Raw genomic sequence first — 17920 nt, forward strand, 5'->3', positions numbered from 1 at the left:
TCTTCTTATATTATCACATGCAGAAATAGGGAAAAATAGGCTATTAGAAAGAAATTGAAAAAATTCTTATGCTTTGTTTCTATAAAGTTTGGATATAATTAGAAATGCCTTAATAAAAAATTCAGACCACTCAAAACCTTGGGCGGCCTGTACATATATAGATGGGAGAAGAGAATTTCAAAGAGATGAAATAGCAGATAGACTGTGCCGTCTATAGAATCATTATATGCATTGGTGAAAAAGGTGTTACAAGAAAATATTTTATAAATGTAAGAAATAGTTAAGATTTTGTTAAGGATATAAATGGATATTGTGTGCTATAATCAAAGCTGTTCGAAAAGAAAAGGAGTGAAATTGATGAATGTATTAGAGGTTAATGGAGTTCACAAGAAACTCGGCAGAAGAGAAATAATAAAGGGTATCAGTTTCTCTATTAAAGAAGGAGAAATCTTTGGCTTTCTAGGTCCCAACGGAGCCGGAAAGACCACTACCATTAGAATGCTGGTAGGTCTAATAAGGCCCGACAGAGGAAGCATAAAAATCTGCGGCCATGATATTACAAAGAATACTGAAAAGGCCTTAAGTAAAATTGGTGCTGTAGTTGAAAACCCGGAAATGTATACATATCTTACGGGGAGAGAAAATTTGAATATGGTGGCAGATCTCAGGGGCTTGGACAGAAAAGTTGTAGATGAAATAGTTGAAGTAGTTAATTTACAGGGACGAATCGACGATAAGGTAAAAAAATATTCCTTAGGAATGAAACAAAGATTGGGACTTGCTGCAGCCCTTATGTCAAAGCCCAAACTGCTGATACTGGACGAACCTACAAATGGGCTGGATCCAACAGGAATATTGGACTTTAGAGAAATAGTCAAGAAGGCTGCCAGAGCAACAAACACATCAGTATTTATATCTTCACATATTTTAAGTGAAGTGCAGCAGCTTTGTGATGTAGTAGCCTTTATTAATCACGGAGAGATAAAGTCCGTAGAAAGTATTACAGGGGGTCAGGCAAAAAATGAGACAGAAACCCTGGTAATAGTTACAAAGGATCGGGATAAGAGTCAAAGCATCATGAAGAACATGAAGTCTGTAAGGGAAGTAAAGCGGGACGAAGCCGGATTTACTGTAACAGCTGAGAAGGAAGCTGCCTGTGATATTATAAGAGAACTGGTGACTCAAGGGGTTGATATTTATGAGGTATACAGGAAGTACAATCAGCTTGAACAAAGATATATGGAGCTGGTAGAAGGGGGTAAAAGAGGATGATAAGATTATTTAAGATAGAAACCTTTAAACTTTTTAAAAGGACTAAGACCTGGGTGGTAATAATCGCATTCATACTACTGACGGCATTATTAGCCTATGGATCCTACAGGGATACACAAAATGCAAAGAGGTACAATAGTCCGGAGGCTAGATTGGCTAATCTGGAAGACCACTTAAAGTACCTGGAATCCGAGAGAGATGTAATACCGGAAGAGTATAAGGATGACGAAGCTAAAATCCAAGAATATAAAAGTATGTATGAGCAGCAGATAAATGATGTCAAAACTGAAATGGCAAGGATAAAAACTACTATTGAACAAAGAAATAATTCCAATTGGCGGGAAATAAATGAAAACAGAATCAAGGAGTTGGAAGATCAGATAAAAGACCTTGAAAGTTTACCGGATAAGGGTGGCAGTAGTATAACATATCTACAGGAGGAACTTGATCAACTTAAATACCTGCAGCAGCATGATATAAAGCCCATGGAAGACTATGATTTTAATGCCATAAAATTTATAATACAGTTAGTACAAATATTGGGAGAAGTATTTTTAGTTATTGGAATAGCAGTATTTGCAGCAGATGTTGTATCCGGAGAGGCAACTCCTCCAACCATGAAATTGCTGCTTACTCAGCCGATTTCAAGAGCAAAAGTCCTATTTTCAAAATTCTTATCAATCAACATAGCTTCAATTGTCTGCATTTTAGGAGCGGAACTAATAGCCTTCGTAGTAGTTGGACTTATCTTTGGTTTTGGTGAGACAAGTTATCCGATGTTCGTGGGAGCCCAATATAAGTTTGACACTACTCAGCTTGTGGAAAATGGAACCTACCCACTGATGCTTATAGCAGGTTCAAAATATATAATACCGGCTTGGCAGTATGTAGTTAAACTTTTACTGCTGCAGGCACTGTTTGTAATAGTATGTACTTCGGTTGTATTCCTAATATCTACCCTGGTGAAGGCAAGTATGGTATCTATGGGTATAAGCGTTGTTTCCTCAATAGCTTCTTTAATTGTGTTTTCGGCCTTCAGCGGACTAAGGAAGTTCGCCCGCTTTGTGTTTGTAATGTTCGGCAATGTAGAAAACATATTGACTGGACGGTTTGCGGAAAGGTTTAACAATCCAAATGTTAACTTTAGCTATATCATGATTATGTTTGTTGTATGGATAGTTGGTAGCTACATCATATCTCATGTGGTATTTACTAAGAAAGACATATTGATATAATAGCAAGACACTGCAGTTTACGGGAAAGAAAAGACCACTGATTAACAGCTTGATATGTGTTAATCAGTGGTCTTAATAAAAAGGCAAGGTCCATAACTAAAGTAGGATTACTGGGAACAAAATTCACAATGGAACAGGACTTTTACAAGAAAAGATTATTGGTGGAGCATAATATAGAGACAATAATCCCTGAGCCGGATGATATAGACACAATACATAAAATTATATTCAAGGAACTGGTTTTTGGCACAATAAAAGAAGAGTCTAAAAAAGCTTATTTACGAATAATAGACAAGCTTATGATCAGAGGGGCTCAAGGCGTTATACTTGGATGTACTGAGATTCCGCTGCTTATCAATGAAGAAAATTGTATGGTTCCTGTTTTTGACACCACCTATCTTCATGAAGAGCAAGCAGTAAAATTAGCATTAAAATAATATCAGGGACAAGTGAGTTTATGGCCCTATTAATACCGGAAGTGGGGCAGCAGTGGACCATAGGAATATTGGCCTGTATCTGTGCCATTATAAACTTTGCACTGTTCTATAGCTGGTTTAAGAAGAATGTAATAATAGCTGTACTGGGGTCAGTGATAGTAAGCTATGCTCTAATAATGCTGGGGTAAATCATCTTTTATTATACCTTCATTTATATAATCACATCTAAGCCAGGTGTGTCAGCGTAAGGAATTTGGAGATATACTTGGCTTAGAGAAGGAAGAGGAGAATAAACTCAAAATATGACATAAGAATGTGAGGCTATAATTCTGGTTTCTGATAGAATAGCTTTTGCCGCCGAAAGCCGGTGGCAAACATCACAAAAAATCTTTAACAATAAATTTAAAAAAGATATTGACAAAAAGATTTTAAAGTGATAAGATATAAAAGCTGTCAGACGACAGCGAAACTTAAACAAGTTGGTCTTTGAAAATTGAACAGAGATAAAGATAATTCTTTTACAAGAATAAATCATGGTCAGCGATTTCTTTGACAGACGGAAGTCTGAAAAATAAATTTAGCGATAAGCTAGAGTTCAAACTTTTAAATTGAGAGTTTGATCCTGGCTCAGGACGAACGCTGGCGGCGTGCCTAACACATGCAAGTCGAGCGGGGGACTTCGGTCCCCAGCGGCGGACGGGTGAGTAACACGTGGGTAACCTGCCTCATAGAGGGGGATAGCCTCCCGAAAGGGAGATTAATACCGCATAATAAGCAGCTATCGCATGATGGCAACTTTAAAGGAGCAATCCGCTATGAGATGGGCCCGCGGCGCATTAGCTAGTTGGTGAGGTAACGGCTCACCAAGGCCACGATGCGTAGCCGACCTGAGAGGGTGATCGGCCACATTGGAACTGAGACACGGTCCAGACTCCTACGGGAGGCAGCAGTGGGGAATATTGCACAATGGGCGAAAGCCTGATGCAGCAACGCCGCGTGGAGGATGAAGGCCTTCGGGTTGTAAACTCTTGTCTTCTGGGACGATAATGACGGTACCAGAGGAGGAAGCCACGGCTAACTACGTGCCAGCAGCCGCGGTAATACGTAGGTGGCGAGCGTTGTCCGGATTTACTGGGCGTAAAGGATGCGTAGGCGGATATTTAAGTGAGATGTGAAATACCCGGGCTTAACTTGGGTGCTGCATTTCAAACTGGATATCTAGAGTGCGGGAGAGGAAAGTGGAATTCCTAGTGTAGCGGTGAAATGCGTAGAGATTAGGAAGAACACCAGTGGCGAAGGCGACTTTCTGGACCGTAACTGACGCTGAGGCATGAAAGCGTGGGGAGCAAACAGGATTAGATACCCTGGTAGTCCACGCCGTAAACGATGAATACTAGGTGTAGGAGGGTCCAACCTTCTGTGCCGCCGTTAACACATTAAGTATTCCGCCTGGGGAGTACGGTCGCAAGATTAAAACTCAAAGGAATTGACGGGGGCCCGCACAAGCAGCGGAGCATGTGGTTTAATTCGAAGCAACGCGAAGAACCTTACCTAGACTTGACATCTCCTGAATTACCGGTAATGCGGGAAGCCCTTCGGGGCAGGAAGACAGGTGGTGCATGGTTGTCGTCAGCTCGTGTCGTGAGATGTTGGGTTAAGTCCCGCAACGAGCGCAACCCTTATTGTTAGTTGCTACCATTAAGTTGAGCACTCTAGCAAGACTGCCGGGGTTAACTCGGAGGAAGGTGGGGATGACGTCAAATCATCATGCCCCTTATGTCTAGGGCTACACACGTGCTACAATGGCGAGTACAACGAGAGGCAAAGCCGCGAGGCGGAGCAAAACTATAAAACTCGTCCCAGTTCGGATTGCAGGCTGAAACTCGCCTGCATGAAGCCGGAGTTGCTAGTAATCGCGAATCAGCATGTCGCGGTGAATACGTTCCCGGGCCTTGTACACACCGCCCGTCACACCATGAGAGTTGGCAATACCCGAAGTCCGTAGTCTAACCGCAAGGAGGACGCGGCCGAAGGTAGGGTCAGCGATTGGGGTGAAGTCGTAACAAGGTAGCCGTAGGAGAACCTGCGGCTGGATCACCTCCTTTCTATGGAGAACCTGCTCTAAAGATATCTTAAGATACTTAGAGCGCAGGTCTGACCAATCTCTGTTCAATTTTGAAAGACCAACGTCTTTCAGGTGGAAGAAATTACAGGTTGACGCTAACGCGTCAGCGGTGTAAAATAGTATTCCGTTGTTCTTTGAAAATTGCACATAAGAAATTAAGCAGATATCCAACTACAGCTAATAATTTAAACATGCCTGAAAACCCGTTGAAGATTCGGGATTTTCAAACAAGTTTAAATTAAGTTTCCGTAGGATATCTGGAGTAAAGCTGAGAATAATAATTTTATTGTTCTTTATAACAAAGTTGTACAGCTGAATGGACTCGCCATTCACTGACAACGAGTCTCAGGAGAAGCAAGCAATGCTAGGCGCCTAGGAGTGAGGACCGGAGTTGGCTGGATAGGCCAATGAGGACCGGAGCGACGACGGCAACAACGCAGTGCGCCGCTTATCGTGAGACGAGTAAGGTCAAGTTATAAAGGGCGCATGGTGAATGCCTTGGCATCAGGAGCCGAAGAAGGACGTGATAAGCTGCGATAAGCTTCGGGTAGGCGCAAATAGCCTGTGATCCGGAGATCTCCGAATGAGGAAACTCACATGGGTAACCCCATGTATCCTTAAGTGAATCCATAGCTTAAGGAAGGTAAACCCAGGGAACTGAAACATCTAAGTACCTGGAGGAAGAGAAAGAAAAATCGATTCCGTCAGTAGCGGCGAGCGAAAGCGGAAGAGCCCAAACCAGAAACTTGTTTCTGGGGTTGCGGACAGATCATAACTCACTGAGATGGTTAACTGAATATTTCTGGAAAGTTAAGCCGCAGAGTGTAACAGCCACGTAAGTGAAAACTGTCAAAGTGAAGATCTGATCCAGAGTACCACGAGACACGTGAAACCTTGTGGGAAGCAGGGAGGACCACCTCCCAAGGCTAAATACTACCTGATGACCGATAGCGAAGAAGTACCGTGAGGGAAAGGTGAAAAGAACCCCGGGAGGGGAGTGAAATAGAACCTGAAACCGTGTGCCTACAACCGGTCAGAGCACTATATTCTGGGCGGGACTCACCTTCAGGTGTGTCCCCCGTCCTTAATCTGTGTGATGACGTGCTTTTTGTAGAACGATCCAGCGAGTTACGGCATGTAGCAAGGTTAAGTACTTAAGGTACGGAGCCGAAGGGAAACCGAGTCTGAACAGGGCGGATAGTTGCATGCTGTAGACCCGAAACCGGGTGACCTATCCATGGACAGGGTGAAGCGGAAGTAAAATTCCGTGGAGGCCCGAACCACGTTGGTGTTGAAAAACCATGGGATGAGCTGTGGATAGCGGAGAAATTCCAATCGAACTCGGAGATAGCTGGTTCTCCTCGAAATAGCTTTAGGGCTAGCGTCGGATAATTGAGTAATGGAGGTAGAGCACTGAATGGGCTAGGGGGCATTGCGCTTACTGAACCCTATCAAACTCCGAATGCCATATACTTGTATACCGGCAGTCAGACTGCGAGTGATAAGATCCGTAGTCAAAAGGGAAAAAGCCCAGACCGTCAGCTAAGGTCCCTAAGTGTAAGTTAAGTGGAAAAGGATGTGGGATTTCTAAGACAACTAGGATGTTGGCTTAGAAGCAGCCACTCATTTAAAGAGTGCGTAATAGCTCACTAGTCGAGAGATCCTGCGCCGAAGATGTCCGGGGCTCAAACTTACCACCGAAGCTACGGGTTGACGCTTGCGCGTCAGCGGTAGAGGAGCATCCTGTACGGGCTGAAGTCATACCGAAAGGAGTGGTGGACTGTACAGGAGAGAGAATGCTGGAATAAGTAGCGAGAAAAGAGTGAGAATCTCTTTGGTCGAAAACCTAAGGTTTCCTGGGGAAGGCTCGTCCTCCCAGGGTTAGTCGGGACCTAAGCCGAGGCCGAGAGGCGTAGGCGATGGACAATCGGTTGATATTCCGATACCACTATGACGCGTTATTACCGATGGGGTGACGCAGGAGGATAGGATGTGCCCACTATTGGATGTGGGTCTAAGCATCTAGGCAGAACAGATAGGCAAATCCGTCTGTTCAATGCTGAGGTGTGATGGGGAGCGAAATTTAGTAGCGAAGTATCTGATTCCACGCTGCCAAGAAAAGCCTCTAGGGAGTGAAGTAGTGCCCGTACCGCAAACCGACACAGGTAGGTGAGGAGAGAATCCTAAGACCAGCGGAAGAATTGCAGTTAAGGAACTCGGCAAATTGACCCCGTAACTTCGGGAGAAGGGGTGCCTACGCGAGTAGGCCGCAGAGAATAGGCCCAAGCAACTGTTTAGCAAAAACACAGGTCTCTGCTAAAGCGTAAGCTGATGTATAGGGGCTGACGCCTGCCCGGTGCTGGAAGGTTAAGGGGATTGCTTAGCGCAAGCGAAGGCATGAACTTAAGCCCCAGTAAACGGCGGCCGTAACTATAACGGTCCTAAGGTAGCGAAATTCCTTGTCGGGTAAGTTCCGACCCGCACGAATGGCGTAATGATTTGGGCACTGTCTCAACTGCAAATCCGGCGAAATTGTAGTGCAAGTGAAGATGCTTGCTACCCGCGATTGGACGGAAAGACCCCGTAGAGCTTTACTGTAGCTTAGCATTGAGTTTCGGTATTATCTGTACAGGATAGGTGGGAGACTTGGAAGCAAGGGCGTCAGCCTTTGTGGAGTCGACCTTGGGATACCACCCTGATGATACTGAGATTCTAACCGGACACCATGAAGCTGGTGACGGGACATTGTTAGGTGGGCAGTTTGACTGGGGCGGTCGCCTCCTAAAAAGTAACGGAGGCGCTCAAAGGTTCCCTCAGAACGGTTGGAAATCGTTCGTAGAGTGTAAAGGCAGAAGGGAGCCTGACTGCGACACCCACAAGTGGAGCAGGGACGAAAGTCGGACTTAGTGATCCGGTGGTACCTCGTGGGAGGGCCATCGCTCAACGGATAAAAGCTACCTCGGGGATAACAGGCTGATCTCCCCCAAGAGTCCACATCGACGGGGAGGTTTGGCACCTCGATGTCGGCTCGTCGCATCCTGGGGCTGAAGTAGGTCCCAAGGGTTGGGCTGTTCGCCCATTAAAGCGGCACGCGAGCTGGGTTCAGAACGTCGTGAGACAGTTCGGTCCCTATCCGTCGCGGGCGTAGGAAATTTGAGAGGAGCTGTCCTTAGTACGAGAGGACCGGGATGGACTGACCTCTGGTGTACCAGTTGTTCTGCCAGGAGCACCGCTGGGTAGCTATGTCGGGACGGGATAAACGCTGAAAGCATCTAAGCGTGAAGCCCACCTCAAGATAAGATTTCCCATGACGTAAGTCAGTAAGACCCCTTGAAGAACACAAGGTTGATAGGCTAGAGGTGTAAGCACAGTAATGTGTGCAGCTGACTAGTACTAATAGGTCGAGGACTTGACCTAAAACACATTCTTATGTGCAATTTTCAGAGAACAAACTTCTCTGATATCTGGTGATGATAGCGTGAGGGTTACACCCGTTCCCATTCCGAACACGATGGTTAAGACTCACAGCGCCGATGGTACTGCTCGGGAGACTGAGTGGAAGAGCAGGTCGTTGCCAGGTCCATATAAGGCTCCTTGGTCAAGCGGTTAAGACACCACCCTTTCACGGTGGTAACAGGGGTTCAATTCCCCTAGGAGTCATTTGAAAAATATATGTTACATTGAAAGATGTAGCAGTTATTTTGCTATATTTGCTTATTTAATATATGTTTTGATAATCCTGGCCCCTTGGTCAAGCGGTTAAGACACCACCCTCTCACGGTGGTAACAGGGGTTCGAGTCCCCTAGGGGTCATATATGAAAAGATGAAGGTTCTAGTTTTAATAGCTGGAACCTTCATTTTTTATCTTCAAGCCTCTGCCTAGAGGTATACACAGAGTTTTTAACACTCACTTATAGCATTCCACATTTATATGTGTGAAAAGTGTTTATATTGTTGATAACTTTTGTGGATATGTGGATAACTAATATGAATATTTTTATAAATATCCCATATATATTGAATAATAATATTATATGATGGGAGGGTAGGCTCTATTTTTGCAGAATATGCATCAAGAGCCATATTAATGAGTGGAGATACCTTCGAGGGAATTCAACGGGGCCATATTGAAAAGGTAAAGGAAGTAGCTCAAAGACTCATAATAATATTAGAAGAGATAATAGACCTAATACACCGTGACCGTGAGATCAGCAGCGAAAGCATTAAAATAGCCAAAGAAAAAGCTTTAAGCGCGAAAAAATACCTTAAAGATCTGAAAGAAACTGTTTTAGATTTGGGGATATCCAATGCTGATGACCAAGTTAATATATATAGAGAAGAACTACAAAGATATGGCAGTGAATCTATTGATGATGCCATTACTGCCTGGTTGTTAAGTGAAGATAAAAATAATATAACCGATGGTCTTTATATGGCGTGCTACAAAATTAGGGAGTTTATAAGAAACCTTCAATGATCGATCAGATTTCAAAATTATTACCGAAGTTACCCACAGTTTGTGGAAAGTTCCTGTGGATAAAGTGGATAACTATGTTATAATATGTGTAAAACTAAAGATTTAAGAGGGATAAATATATGTTGATAAGTAAAAAAGTTGTCAAAGCTAAGTTTATAAGAAGACCAAATAGATTTAAGGCCTATGTGTATTTAAATGATGAAGAAATAGTGGTGCACGTACCTAATACCGGCAGGTGTAGAGAGATATTAACAGTGGGAACTACTGTACTGCTGAGAGAAGAGAATAATCCCCTAAGAAAAACACCCTATGACTTAATCGCCGGATATAAGGGAGATGTGTTGATAAGTATTGATTCACAAGTTCCCAATAAAGTTGTGGAAGAGGCATTAAAACTTAAAAAGGTGGATAATTTTAAAGACTTTGATTTAGTTGAGAGAGAAAAAACCTTTGGAAACAGTCGATTTGATTTTAAGTTAACTGATACGCACCAAAATAGAGAATATTATCTGGAGGTTAAGGGAGTCACCTTAGAGAGAGATGGTATGGCCATGTTCCCTGATGCACCTACAGAAAGAGGGGCCAAGCATCTAAGGGAATTGGTAGAGGTGATAAAGGCAGGTAAGGGGGCAGGTGTATTGTTTGTGATCCAAATAGAGGGTATAAAGCAGTTCAGACCAAATGATGAGATGGATAAGCATTTTGGAGATGCCCTAAGATATGCTCACCAAAATGGTGTTGATGTATATGCCTATAATTGCACAGTTACCGAAAATTCAATTACATTAAAAAATGAAGTGCAGGTTATACTATAATCTGTACTTCATTTTTGATTTGATATCCAGATTATGATAAAATAATATAAAGAAACTTTACGGTCTACATGTGATAAGAATGCTTATATAGTTTAGGGGGATATGTATGAAATTCAAGTTTTGTCCTAAATGTGGTGGGGAATTGGTGGAAAAGTATAGTTGGGATGAAGGCGGGGTTCCATACTGTCCTTTTGACAATATAATGTATTTTGATACTCCCAAGCCCTGTGTCATCGTTGCAGTAATTAAGGATACGGATATTTTGCTGTTAAAGCAAAGCTACATATATGAAAACTCAAAGGTGCTGGTATCAGGTTATGTTTGTAATGGAGAGACAGTAGAAGAGACTGTATACAGGGAAGTAAAAGAGGAGACAGGTATCACTGTGGATTCTATAAAGTATTTAGGCAGCGAATATCTGGCTTCCAAGGAAATACTGATGCTCACTTTTATGGCCAAGTATGTAGAAGGTGATATCAACAAATCTGCTGAGGTTGAGTGGGTGAGCTGGAGCTGCTTAGAGGACGCCCTCTGTGAAATGAATGAGGATGAGATCGGTAAAAGAGTTGTAAGAAAAGTATTAAAGGAATTAAATTACAAAGGTGAGCGGGCCTTTAGATGTGAAAATAATATATGCTGCATAGATGAGTAATTTAAGAAACACTCATATATATAAAATTAAAACCCCTTCGATTAATTATGTCAATTATGAGCATAATACAATTAGGAGGTGTTTGATCTTGAATCTAAATGTTGGTGTTAATTTAGCAAAACAAATGAATAAACTGGCTAAGCATAAAAAGGTACCTTATTATACATATAGGTATAATGACGATGAAAACTGTGTGTATACTGCCGTTAATAAGTCTGATTGCTGCAAGGAACATAAGCACATACTTCCAGGCAAGTCTGAATATTATGTGTATGCAGCGGCAGGGTTACTGGGAGCCATAGCTGCTGTTGGCTATGCTGTGTCAAAGGCCAATAGAAAGAAGCATTTATTCTGGTAAAAGTGGCTGTTACAAGATGAAGGATAATTGTGGCTGAAAATTAATCGCAGAAGCTTGCTCGAAAATTTTTAAGTATTTTTGAGCAAGCTTTAATTAATTTTAACACCAACACTTTTTTACAACAAAGAAATATATTGCATGTAATTGATTAATTCTGGAAGTGTTAACATCCTCTATAACAACGGCTGGTGTTACAAAATATTTACATAAAGTAAATGATAAAATTGATTACAAACAAGAATATTAGTCGTATTATATAATTAATCGGTTTTTTTATTAAGTTATTAAGAGGTGAGTTAATATGCCAAAGTACGTTCCTGAAGTAAAGGTAAACTTAAGAAGTCATATTATAGAGGTACCTTCGATTATAAGAGAGGCTAGCGGTATAAAAGTATTTGGCAAAAGGCTTAAATCCTTCATATTTACTACTGATGTTGCCATAATCAGAAATAACAATGCAGATGCTGTAATTGCAGTATATCCTTTTACTCCACAACCCATTATAACTCAGGTTCTTGTAGAGTCAGCGGATGTACCCATATTCTGTGGGGTAGGGGGAGGAACAACTACCGGAAAAAGAGTAGTAAACTTAGCCTTAGATGCAGAATTTAAAGGGGCTATGGGAGTTGTTGTGAATAGTCCTACTTCTAATGAGATAATAAGGTTGATGCGGGATACTATAGACATTCCTATAATTGTGACAGTGGTTTCTGAATACGAAGACGTAAAAGCCAGAATAGATGCCGGAGTTAACATACTAAATGTATCTGCTGCCAAAAGGACACCATACATAGTTAGAAAGATAAGAGATCAGTTCCCGGAGTTCCCTATAATAGCTACCGGAGGCCCCACTGAGGAAAGTATTGCAGAAACCATAGCTGCAGGTGCAAATGCAATAACCTATACACCACCTACTTCTGGGCAGGTGATGAGCAATTTAATGAACAAGTACAGAGCTATCTACAAGAGTGAATCGGAAGAGTAATATCTATTGTCAACTGCCTATTGTCAAATTCGTAAATATAGGTATTTATCAAGAATAACATAAGTGTTATAATCAAGTAATAACATAGGAGGAGGGATATTAATGGCTGTAGGAGGAGATAACTGCAGACAGTGTCCTGAGTACGAGGAGAAAAGATGCGATGGCAAGGCTGATAACTGTATGTGCAGAAGATGTCCCAGGAGTTTAGGTAAGTGTCTTATGACCAGATACTGTACTGAGACAGAATCTGCATTACTATAAATAGAGGGAGGTTTCTATATGGAACTACAGAATAAGATACAGGAATTTAAGAATTACTTAAGAAAGATAGAATACTTGGGTAATGCTTTAGCATTGGCTGACTGGGATATGAGAGTATATATGCCTAAAAAGGGTGTTGACTCCAGAAGTGAAATGATTTCATACATATCCGGTGAGATATATAAGCTACAGACTTCAGATGAAATGAGAGAATATCTGGAGTATTTTGAAGGGGTAGAAGGCTTGGATGAAGTAACCAGGGCCATGGTTAAGAACTGCAGAAAGAATTATGACCAGACTAAAAAAATCCCGGAAGAAAGATACAGGGAGTTTGTAAAAGTGGCCTCTAAGTCCGGAATGGCTTGGGAAGAAGCTAAGGAGAAGGGAGACTTTTCAATCTTTCAGCCCTGCCTGGAAAAGGTAGTAGATTTCAAAAGAGAATTTATAGGTTACTGGGGATATAAGGGGGATAAGTACAATACTCTACTTGACCTTTATGAACCAGGTATAACCGTAGAAAAGCTCGATGAAGTTTTTGGAAAGCTAAGAGACGGTATAGTAAATATATTGGAAAAGATTAAGGAAAGTAAGGGTGAGATAAAATCAGACTTCTTCAACAAGCACTTTCCTAAAGAACAGCAGGAAGCTTTTAGCGTAATGATTCTGAAGAAGCTTGGCTATGACTTTGATGCAGGAAGACTGGATGAGAGCGTACATCCTTTTACCACTGATTTCGGCAACAAGGATGTAAGAATAACAACTCACTATTATGAAAATGAATTTAGAAGTGCCTTGTTTAGTTGTATCCATGAAGGTGGCCACGGCATATATGAGCAGGATATACCTGATGAGTTAGAGGGAACACTTCTAGATACCGGTGCTTCTATGGGTATACATGAGTCTCAATCAAGATTCTATGAAAATATTATTGGCAGAAGCCTGGAATTTTGGAAGTACTTCTATCCTGAGGCTCAAAAAAGCTTCAGCCAGTTTGAAGGAGTATCTCTGGAGGACTTTTATAAGGGGATAAATAAGGTAAAACCTTCATTAATAAGAACAGAAGCTGATGAGCTTACCTATAGTCTTCATGTAATAATAAGATATGAGATTGAAAAGGAACTGGTAAATGGAAGAGTTGAGGTTAAAGACCTTCCTGAGATTTGGAATGAAAAGTACAAGGAATATTTAGGAGTTGAACCTTCAAACGATTCAGAGGGTGTGCTTCAGGATGTTCACTGGTCTGATGGAAGCTTTGGCTACTTCCCAAGCTATGCCTTAGGTAATCTCTACGGAGCTCAATTCTTAAATAAAATGCTTAAGGATATACCTGATTTTTATGGCAAAATTGAAGCGGGAGATTTCAAAGCTATTCATCGATGGCTTATAGAAAATGTTCACAAGCACGGCGCTGTTTATGAGCCTGCAGAACTCATAAAGAAGGTAACCGGTGAAGAATTAAAGGCTGACTACTTCATAGAGTATTTATATAATAAATACAGTAAGATATACAACTTTTAAATAAGGCAAAGCATTAGGGCTATCAAATCTATGACAAAGCACGTAATTATGTGCTAAGCATAGGTTTGATAGTCTTTATTTTTTGCAAGCTGAACAAGGGGAAGAGGTCAGGTAATTGCTGAGGAATTTGTAATTATAATAATTTGATTATTTTAGGAAATAATAATCATGTTTAAATATGAGGAGGACGATAACACATGGTATCAGAAGAGTTAAAAAGCAGAGTAGCAGAAAATTGCCCGGGGTATACTCCCCCTCTAGATATAAGACTCTTGAGCAGTTCAGCAGTAACTGCCAGCTGTGAAAATTGCAAGCACTGGCAGCGAGGTAAGTGCGTAATTGACTATTTTGATGGAGTTATGGATATGTTAAGCAGAAACTGATAAGTTTTGATCCATATTTCAGCAGTCATAGACAACAAGGTAGTAAGGTTTATAAAAAATGAAGGAATTTAATTTAAGACTTGCAAAACAGTGTTTTAACAGATAAATGTTATGTATAAAAAGTTAACCATAAATTTTTGGAAAGACAATAGGGTTAAATCGTCTGTGACCGGCGGACAAGGCAATTTTTAAGGAGTTTTTGCATATATTGCTTATAAAAAGTTTTAGAAATTATTTGATAATGCTTTGACAAGTTAATATAAAGTGTAGTATAATATGTATAAAAATTTTACAAAATGCAGGATTTGATTTTATAACTTGTATATTGAATTGGTGCAAGTACCTGCAAAGCTGTTTTATAGTACAATCAATTACTTATTATCTAAATATGGGGGGTTAAAATATGTATAGGGCATTAATTACTGATGGTATGGAGGCTAAGGCTGTAGAGAAACTTAGATCCTTGGGCTATGAGGTTGTGGAGCAATACTATGAGCCTGAAGTACTTGGGGAAGTGCTTCAGGAATTTGACGTGTTAGTTGTCAGGTCTGCAACGAAGGTTAGAAAGAATATAATTGATAAAGCGTTAGAAAAGCCAAGGCTAAAGCTCATTATCAGAGGTGGGGTAGGAGTGGACAACATTGATGTTGCCTATGCTATGGAGAGAGGTATAAAGGTTACAAACACTCCAAATGCCAGCAGTGCATCTGTGGCAGAGTTGGCCCTTGCTCACATGTTTGCACTGGCCAGATTTGTTAATATCTCTAATGTAACAATGAGGGACGGAAAATGGGAAAAGAAAAAGTACGAGGGAATTGAGCTTGCCGGAAAAACCCTGGGACTTATAGGCTTTGGAAGAATCGCAAGAGAGCTTGCCAAGAAGGCCAGTGCTCTTGGAATGAAGGTAGTTTATTACGATATTGTGGGTAAAATTGAAGGTTATGACTGCTGTGTATACTGCAGCTTTGAGGACGTACTAAAAAGAGCGGACTTCCTATCCCTTCATATTCCGCTAGACAAGCAGAAGGGGACCATTATCGGCAAGGATGAGATAGCAATTATGAAGGAAGGGGCATACCTCATAAACTGTGCCAGAGGTGGAGTTGTATGCGAAGAGGCACTTCTTGAAGCACTGAATAGTGGCAAGCTTGCAGGAGCAGGTATAGATGTATTTGTAGAAGAACCAACTAAGAATGAAGCTCTATTAAGTCATAGAAATGTATCCGCAACTCCACATATAGGAGCCCAGACTATAGAAGCTCAAACCAGAATTGGTGAAGAAATAGTTAATATAATTGATGACTTTTTTCGCAACTCTGTTATATAATCAAAAATGTGGTTAATTGTATAGATAGCTGTAACTAATGATAGAACCAGAGGTGAATTTATAAATGGCAATAATTAGACCTTTCAGAGCAGTTAGGCCGGTAGCGGAATTAGCGGCAAAGGTTGCAGCACTTCCTTATGACGTTATGAATACCGAAGAAGCCCGTGAGATGGTGCAGGGAAACCCCTATTCATTTCTTCACGTGGATAAGGCAGAGATTGATATGGAGTCATCCATAGATATATATGATAAAAGGGTTTATGAGAAAGCTAGAGAAAATCTCTATGGAATGATTAAAAAAGGAGTACTAGTAAGAGAGGATAAGCCATATATATATATATACAGGCAGATTATGAATGGAAGAGCCCAGACTGGACTTGTGGCCTGCACTTCCATAGACGACTACAGAAACAATGTTATTAAGAAGCATGAGCATACAAGGGCAGACAAGGAACAGGACAGAATAAATCATGTGGATTATTGTAATGCAAATACAGGCCCCATATTTTTGACCTATAGACACCAGGATCAAATTAGTGAAATTATAGGCAAATACACAACAAAGGAACCAATCTATGATTTTGTTGCTGAAGACGGTATAGGTCATGTAGTGTGGATTATTGATAACCAGGATGATATTAGGAGGCTCACTGAGCTTTTCAAAGATGTAAAAAGCCTCTATATTGCAGACGGCCATCATAGAGCTGCTTCTGCGGTCAGGGTAGGAATGATGAGGCGGGAACAGAAAACGGACTATACCGGGGAAGAGGAGTTCAACTACTTCCTGTCTGTTATCTTCCCGGACAAGGAACTTCAAATTATGGATTACAACAGGGTTGTTAAGGATCTAAATGGACTTTCAACCGAGGAATATATGCTTAGAGTATCGGAGAATTTTGAAATAAGCCTGTATGAAGGTGAAGGACCATATAAGCCCTGCCAAAAGCACACCTACGGCATGTATTTAGAAGGAAAATGGTATAGGCTAACCGCTAAGGAAGGTACTTATAATCCTAACGATCCTGTTGGCAGACTAGATGTAACTATATTGCAGGAAAACCTCCTAAGGCCAATACTGGGCATAGAAGACGTCCGTAGAAGCCACAGAATTGATTTCGTGGGCGGAATCAGAGGCCTAAAGGAACTGGAAAAAAGGGTTAGCAAGGACATGAAAGTGGCTTTCTCCATGTATCCTACAACCATAGAAGACCTAATGGCTATAGCCGATGCAGGAGAGGTTATGCCTCCCAAGTCCACTTGGTTCGAGCCCAAGCTTAGAAGCGGGTTGTTTATTCATGAATTAGAATAGGTGGCCACCCAAAATAATCTTTGACTATCTTACAAAATATTGGAATCTATATAGAAAAATAATTAGAGGGATAAGGTTAAAGTATTGATTTTCAAGGCATGAGAGTGTATTGAAATAAGATATTGAAGAGCCTTATCCCTTTTCTCATGTTCTTTTTTGTATATATTTATCAGTGTTCAACTCCCCCTGGCAGTATCCGCTAAATGCATTTAGGTCTTTTATTATATAGTATATTTTGCTAAGTTTCAAACTAAATGTGCCAGTTTATAAGCCGGCATATTCTTGAACCTAATGTGCGTTAACTGCATATTTTATAGTATGGAGTATTTTTAACCTTTAAAAACTATTTAGCAGGAGGAACTATAATGGGAGCACGAATGGTGAAGTATGCAGCTATAACACGTGATGAAATAGCAGCCAGAATGCCTGATATATATCCTAGTACACCAATGAAGAGAATAGGCGGAAGAGTAAAGGATTGGAATGGAAAACCCGCACCTGATGCAGTCCTAAGACTATACAAAGGAAAATTTAATCCCGGGCTGGAGTTCATACGCCAGGTGTTTACCGATAACTGTGGAGAATTTGACTTCGGTTTAGTAAGGAGTGACATAGATTATACTTTAAAGGTATGGTATAAGGGGGCAAAGGTGAAGAAGCTTATTTTAGCTAAGCAGGAAAAATGCCATGACGATTATGAGGATTTTGAAGATTGTGGCTGTTACCATGAAGACGATGAGGAAGAATAGAATAACAATTTTTCAT

Annotated in this window: 16 protein-coding genes, 2 tRNA genes and 3 rRNA genes; all 21 read left to right on the top strand. The window is 41.0% G+C overall.

What is annotated here, in order from left to right; genetic code table 11:
- Positions 1–88: 88 nt before the first annotated feature.
- Positions 89–217 (top strand): hypothetical protein, encoded by a 129-nt coding sequence (locus FHY60_RS18380; RefSeq protein ID WP_279230422.1) that lies wholly within the window; start codon positions 89–91, stop codon positions 215–217.
- A 140-nt stretch (positions 218–357) separates the two neighbouring features.
- Positions 358–1272, top strand: coding sequence for an ABC transporter ATP-binding protein (locus FHY60_RS00680; protein ID WP_139902215.1), 915 nt, complete (start codon positions 358–360; stop codon positions 1270–1272).
- Positions 1269–2507, top strand: a complete 1239-nt coding sequence (locus FHY60_RS00685) for an ABC transporter permease subunit (RefSeq protein WP_139902217.1) — start codon at positions 1269–1271, stop codon at positions 2505–2507. Before FHY60_RS00680 ends, FHY60_RS00685 begins: the two co-directional genes overlap by 4 nt.
- A 56-nt stretch (positions 2508–2563) precedes the next feature.
- On the top strand, positions 2564–2944 hold the full coding sequence (locus tag FHY60_RS00690) for an aspartate/glutamate racemase family protein (RefSeq protein ID WP_139902219.1): 381 nt from the start codon (positions 2564–2566) through the stop codon (positions 2942–2944).
- A 20-nt stretch (positions 2945–2964) separates the two neighbouring features.
- Positions 2965–3132: a hypothetical protein gene (locus FHY60_RS17645; protein ID WP_163215916.1), complete on the top strand. Its 168-nt coding sequence runs from the start codon at positions 2965–2967 to the stop codon at positions 3130–3132.
- 416 nt (positions 3133–3548) lie between these two features.
- Positions 3549–5049 (top strand): 16S ribosomal RNA (locus tag FHY60_RS00695).
- A 486-nt stretch (positions 5050–5535) separates the two neighbouring features.
- A 23S ribosomal RNA gene (locus tag FHY60_RS00700) occupies positions 5536–8486 on the top strand.
- A gap of 46 nt (positions 8487–8532) precedes the next feature.
- Positions 8533–8649: ribosomal RNA gene (gene rrf / locus FHY60_RS00705) — 5S ribosomal RNA — on the top strand.
- The 16S, 23S and 5S rRNA genes sit together here with 2 tRNA genes alongside, the layout of an rRNA operon.
- A gap of 8 nt (positions 8650–8657) precedes the next feature.
- Positions 8658–8729, top strand: a tRNA-Glu gene (locus tag FHY60_RS00710).
- Positions 8730–8810: 81 nt separating this feature from the next.
- Positions 8811–8882, top strand: a tRNA-Glu gene (locus FHY60_RS00715).
- Between the two features lie 275 nt (positions 8883–9157).
- A complete protein-coding gene (locus FHY60_RS00720; RefSeq protein WP_139902221.1) occupies positions 9158–9547 on the top strand; it encodes a hypothetical protein in 390 nt (129 codons plus the stop codon).
- Between the two features lie 119 nt (positions 9548–9666).
- Positions 9667–10362 (top strand): DNA/RNA nuclease SfsA, encoded by a 696-nt coding sequence (sfsA, locus tag FHY60_RS00725; protein ID WP_139902223.1) that lies wholly within the window; start codon positions 9667–9669, stop codon positions 10360–10362.
- Between the two features lie 106 nt (positions 10363–10468).
- Positions 10469–11014 (top strand): NAD(+) diphosphatase, encoded by a 546-nt coding sequence (locus FHY60_RS00730; protein WP_139902225.1) that lies wholly within the window; start codon positions 10469–10471, stop codon positions 11012–11014.
- An 88-nt stretch (positions 11015–11102) separates the two neighbouring features.
- Positions 11103–11372: a hypothetical protein gene (locus tag FHY60_RS00735; protein WP_139902227.1), complete on the top strand. Its 270-nt coding sequence runs from the start codon at positions 11103–11105 to the stop codon at positions 11370–11372.
- A 301-nt stretch (positions 11373–11673) separates the two neighbouring features.
- On the top strand, positions 11674–12357 hold the full coding sequence (locus FHY60_RS00740; RefSeq protein ID WP_139902229.1) for a beta/alpha barrel domain-containing protein: 684 nt from the start codon (positions 11674–11676) through the stop codon (positions 12355–12357).
- 102 nt (positions 12358–12459) lie between these two features.
- Positions 12460–12618 carry a hypothetical protein gene (locus FHY60_RS17650; RefSeq protein ID WP_180375443.1) on the top strand — a complete coding sequence of 53 codons (159 nt, stop codon included), beginning with the start codon at positions 12460–12462 and terminating at the stop codon, positions 12616–12618.
- 18 nt (positions 12619–12636) lie between these two features.
- The gene (locus tag FHY60_RS00745) at positions 12637–14136 is read left to right on the top strand and encodes a carboxypeptidase M32 (RefSeq protein ID WP_139902231.1); all 1500 of its coding nucleotides are present in this window, start codon (positions 12637–12639) and stop codon (positions 14134–14136) included.
- Between the two features lie 197 nt (positions 14137–14333).
- The gene (locus FHY60_RS00750) at positions 14334–14519 is read left to right on the top strand and encodes a hypothetical protein (RefSeq protein ID WP_139902233.1); all 186 of its coding nucleotides are present in this window, start codon (positions 14334–14336) and stop codon (positions 14517–14519) included.
- A gap of 403 nt (positions 14520–14922) precedes the next feature.
- Positions 14923–15846, top strand: coding sequence for a D-2-hydroxyacid dehydrogenase (locus FHY60_RS00755; RefSeq protein ID WP_139902234.1), 924 nt, complete (start codon positions 14923–14925; stop codon positions 15844–15846).
- A gap of 64 nt (positions 15847–15910) precedes the next feature.
- Positions 15911–17155 (top strand): DUF1015 domain-containing protein, encoded by a 1245-nt coding sequence (locus FHY60_RS00760; RefSeq protein WP_139902235.1) that lies wholly within the window; start codon positions 15911–15913, stop codon positions 17153–17155.
- Between the two features lie 365 nt (positions 17156–17520).
- Complete coding sequence (locus FHY60_RS00765) at positions 17521–17904, top strand: carboxypeptidase-like regulatory domain-containing protein (protein ID WP_139902237.1); 384 nt, start codon at positions 17521–17523, stop codon at positions 17902–17904.
- Positions 17905–17920 lie beyond the last annotated feature (16 nt).

Source organism: Clostridium thermarum, from assembly GCF_006351925.1.
Classification (GTDB): domain Bacteria; phylum Bacillota; class Clostridia; order Clostridiales; family Clostridiaceae; genus Clostridium_AU; species Clostridium_AU thermarum.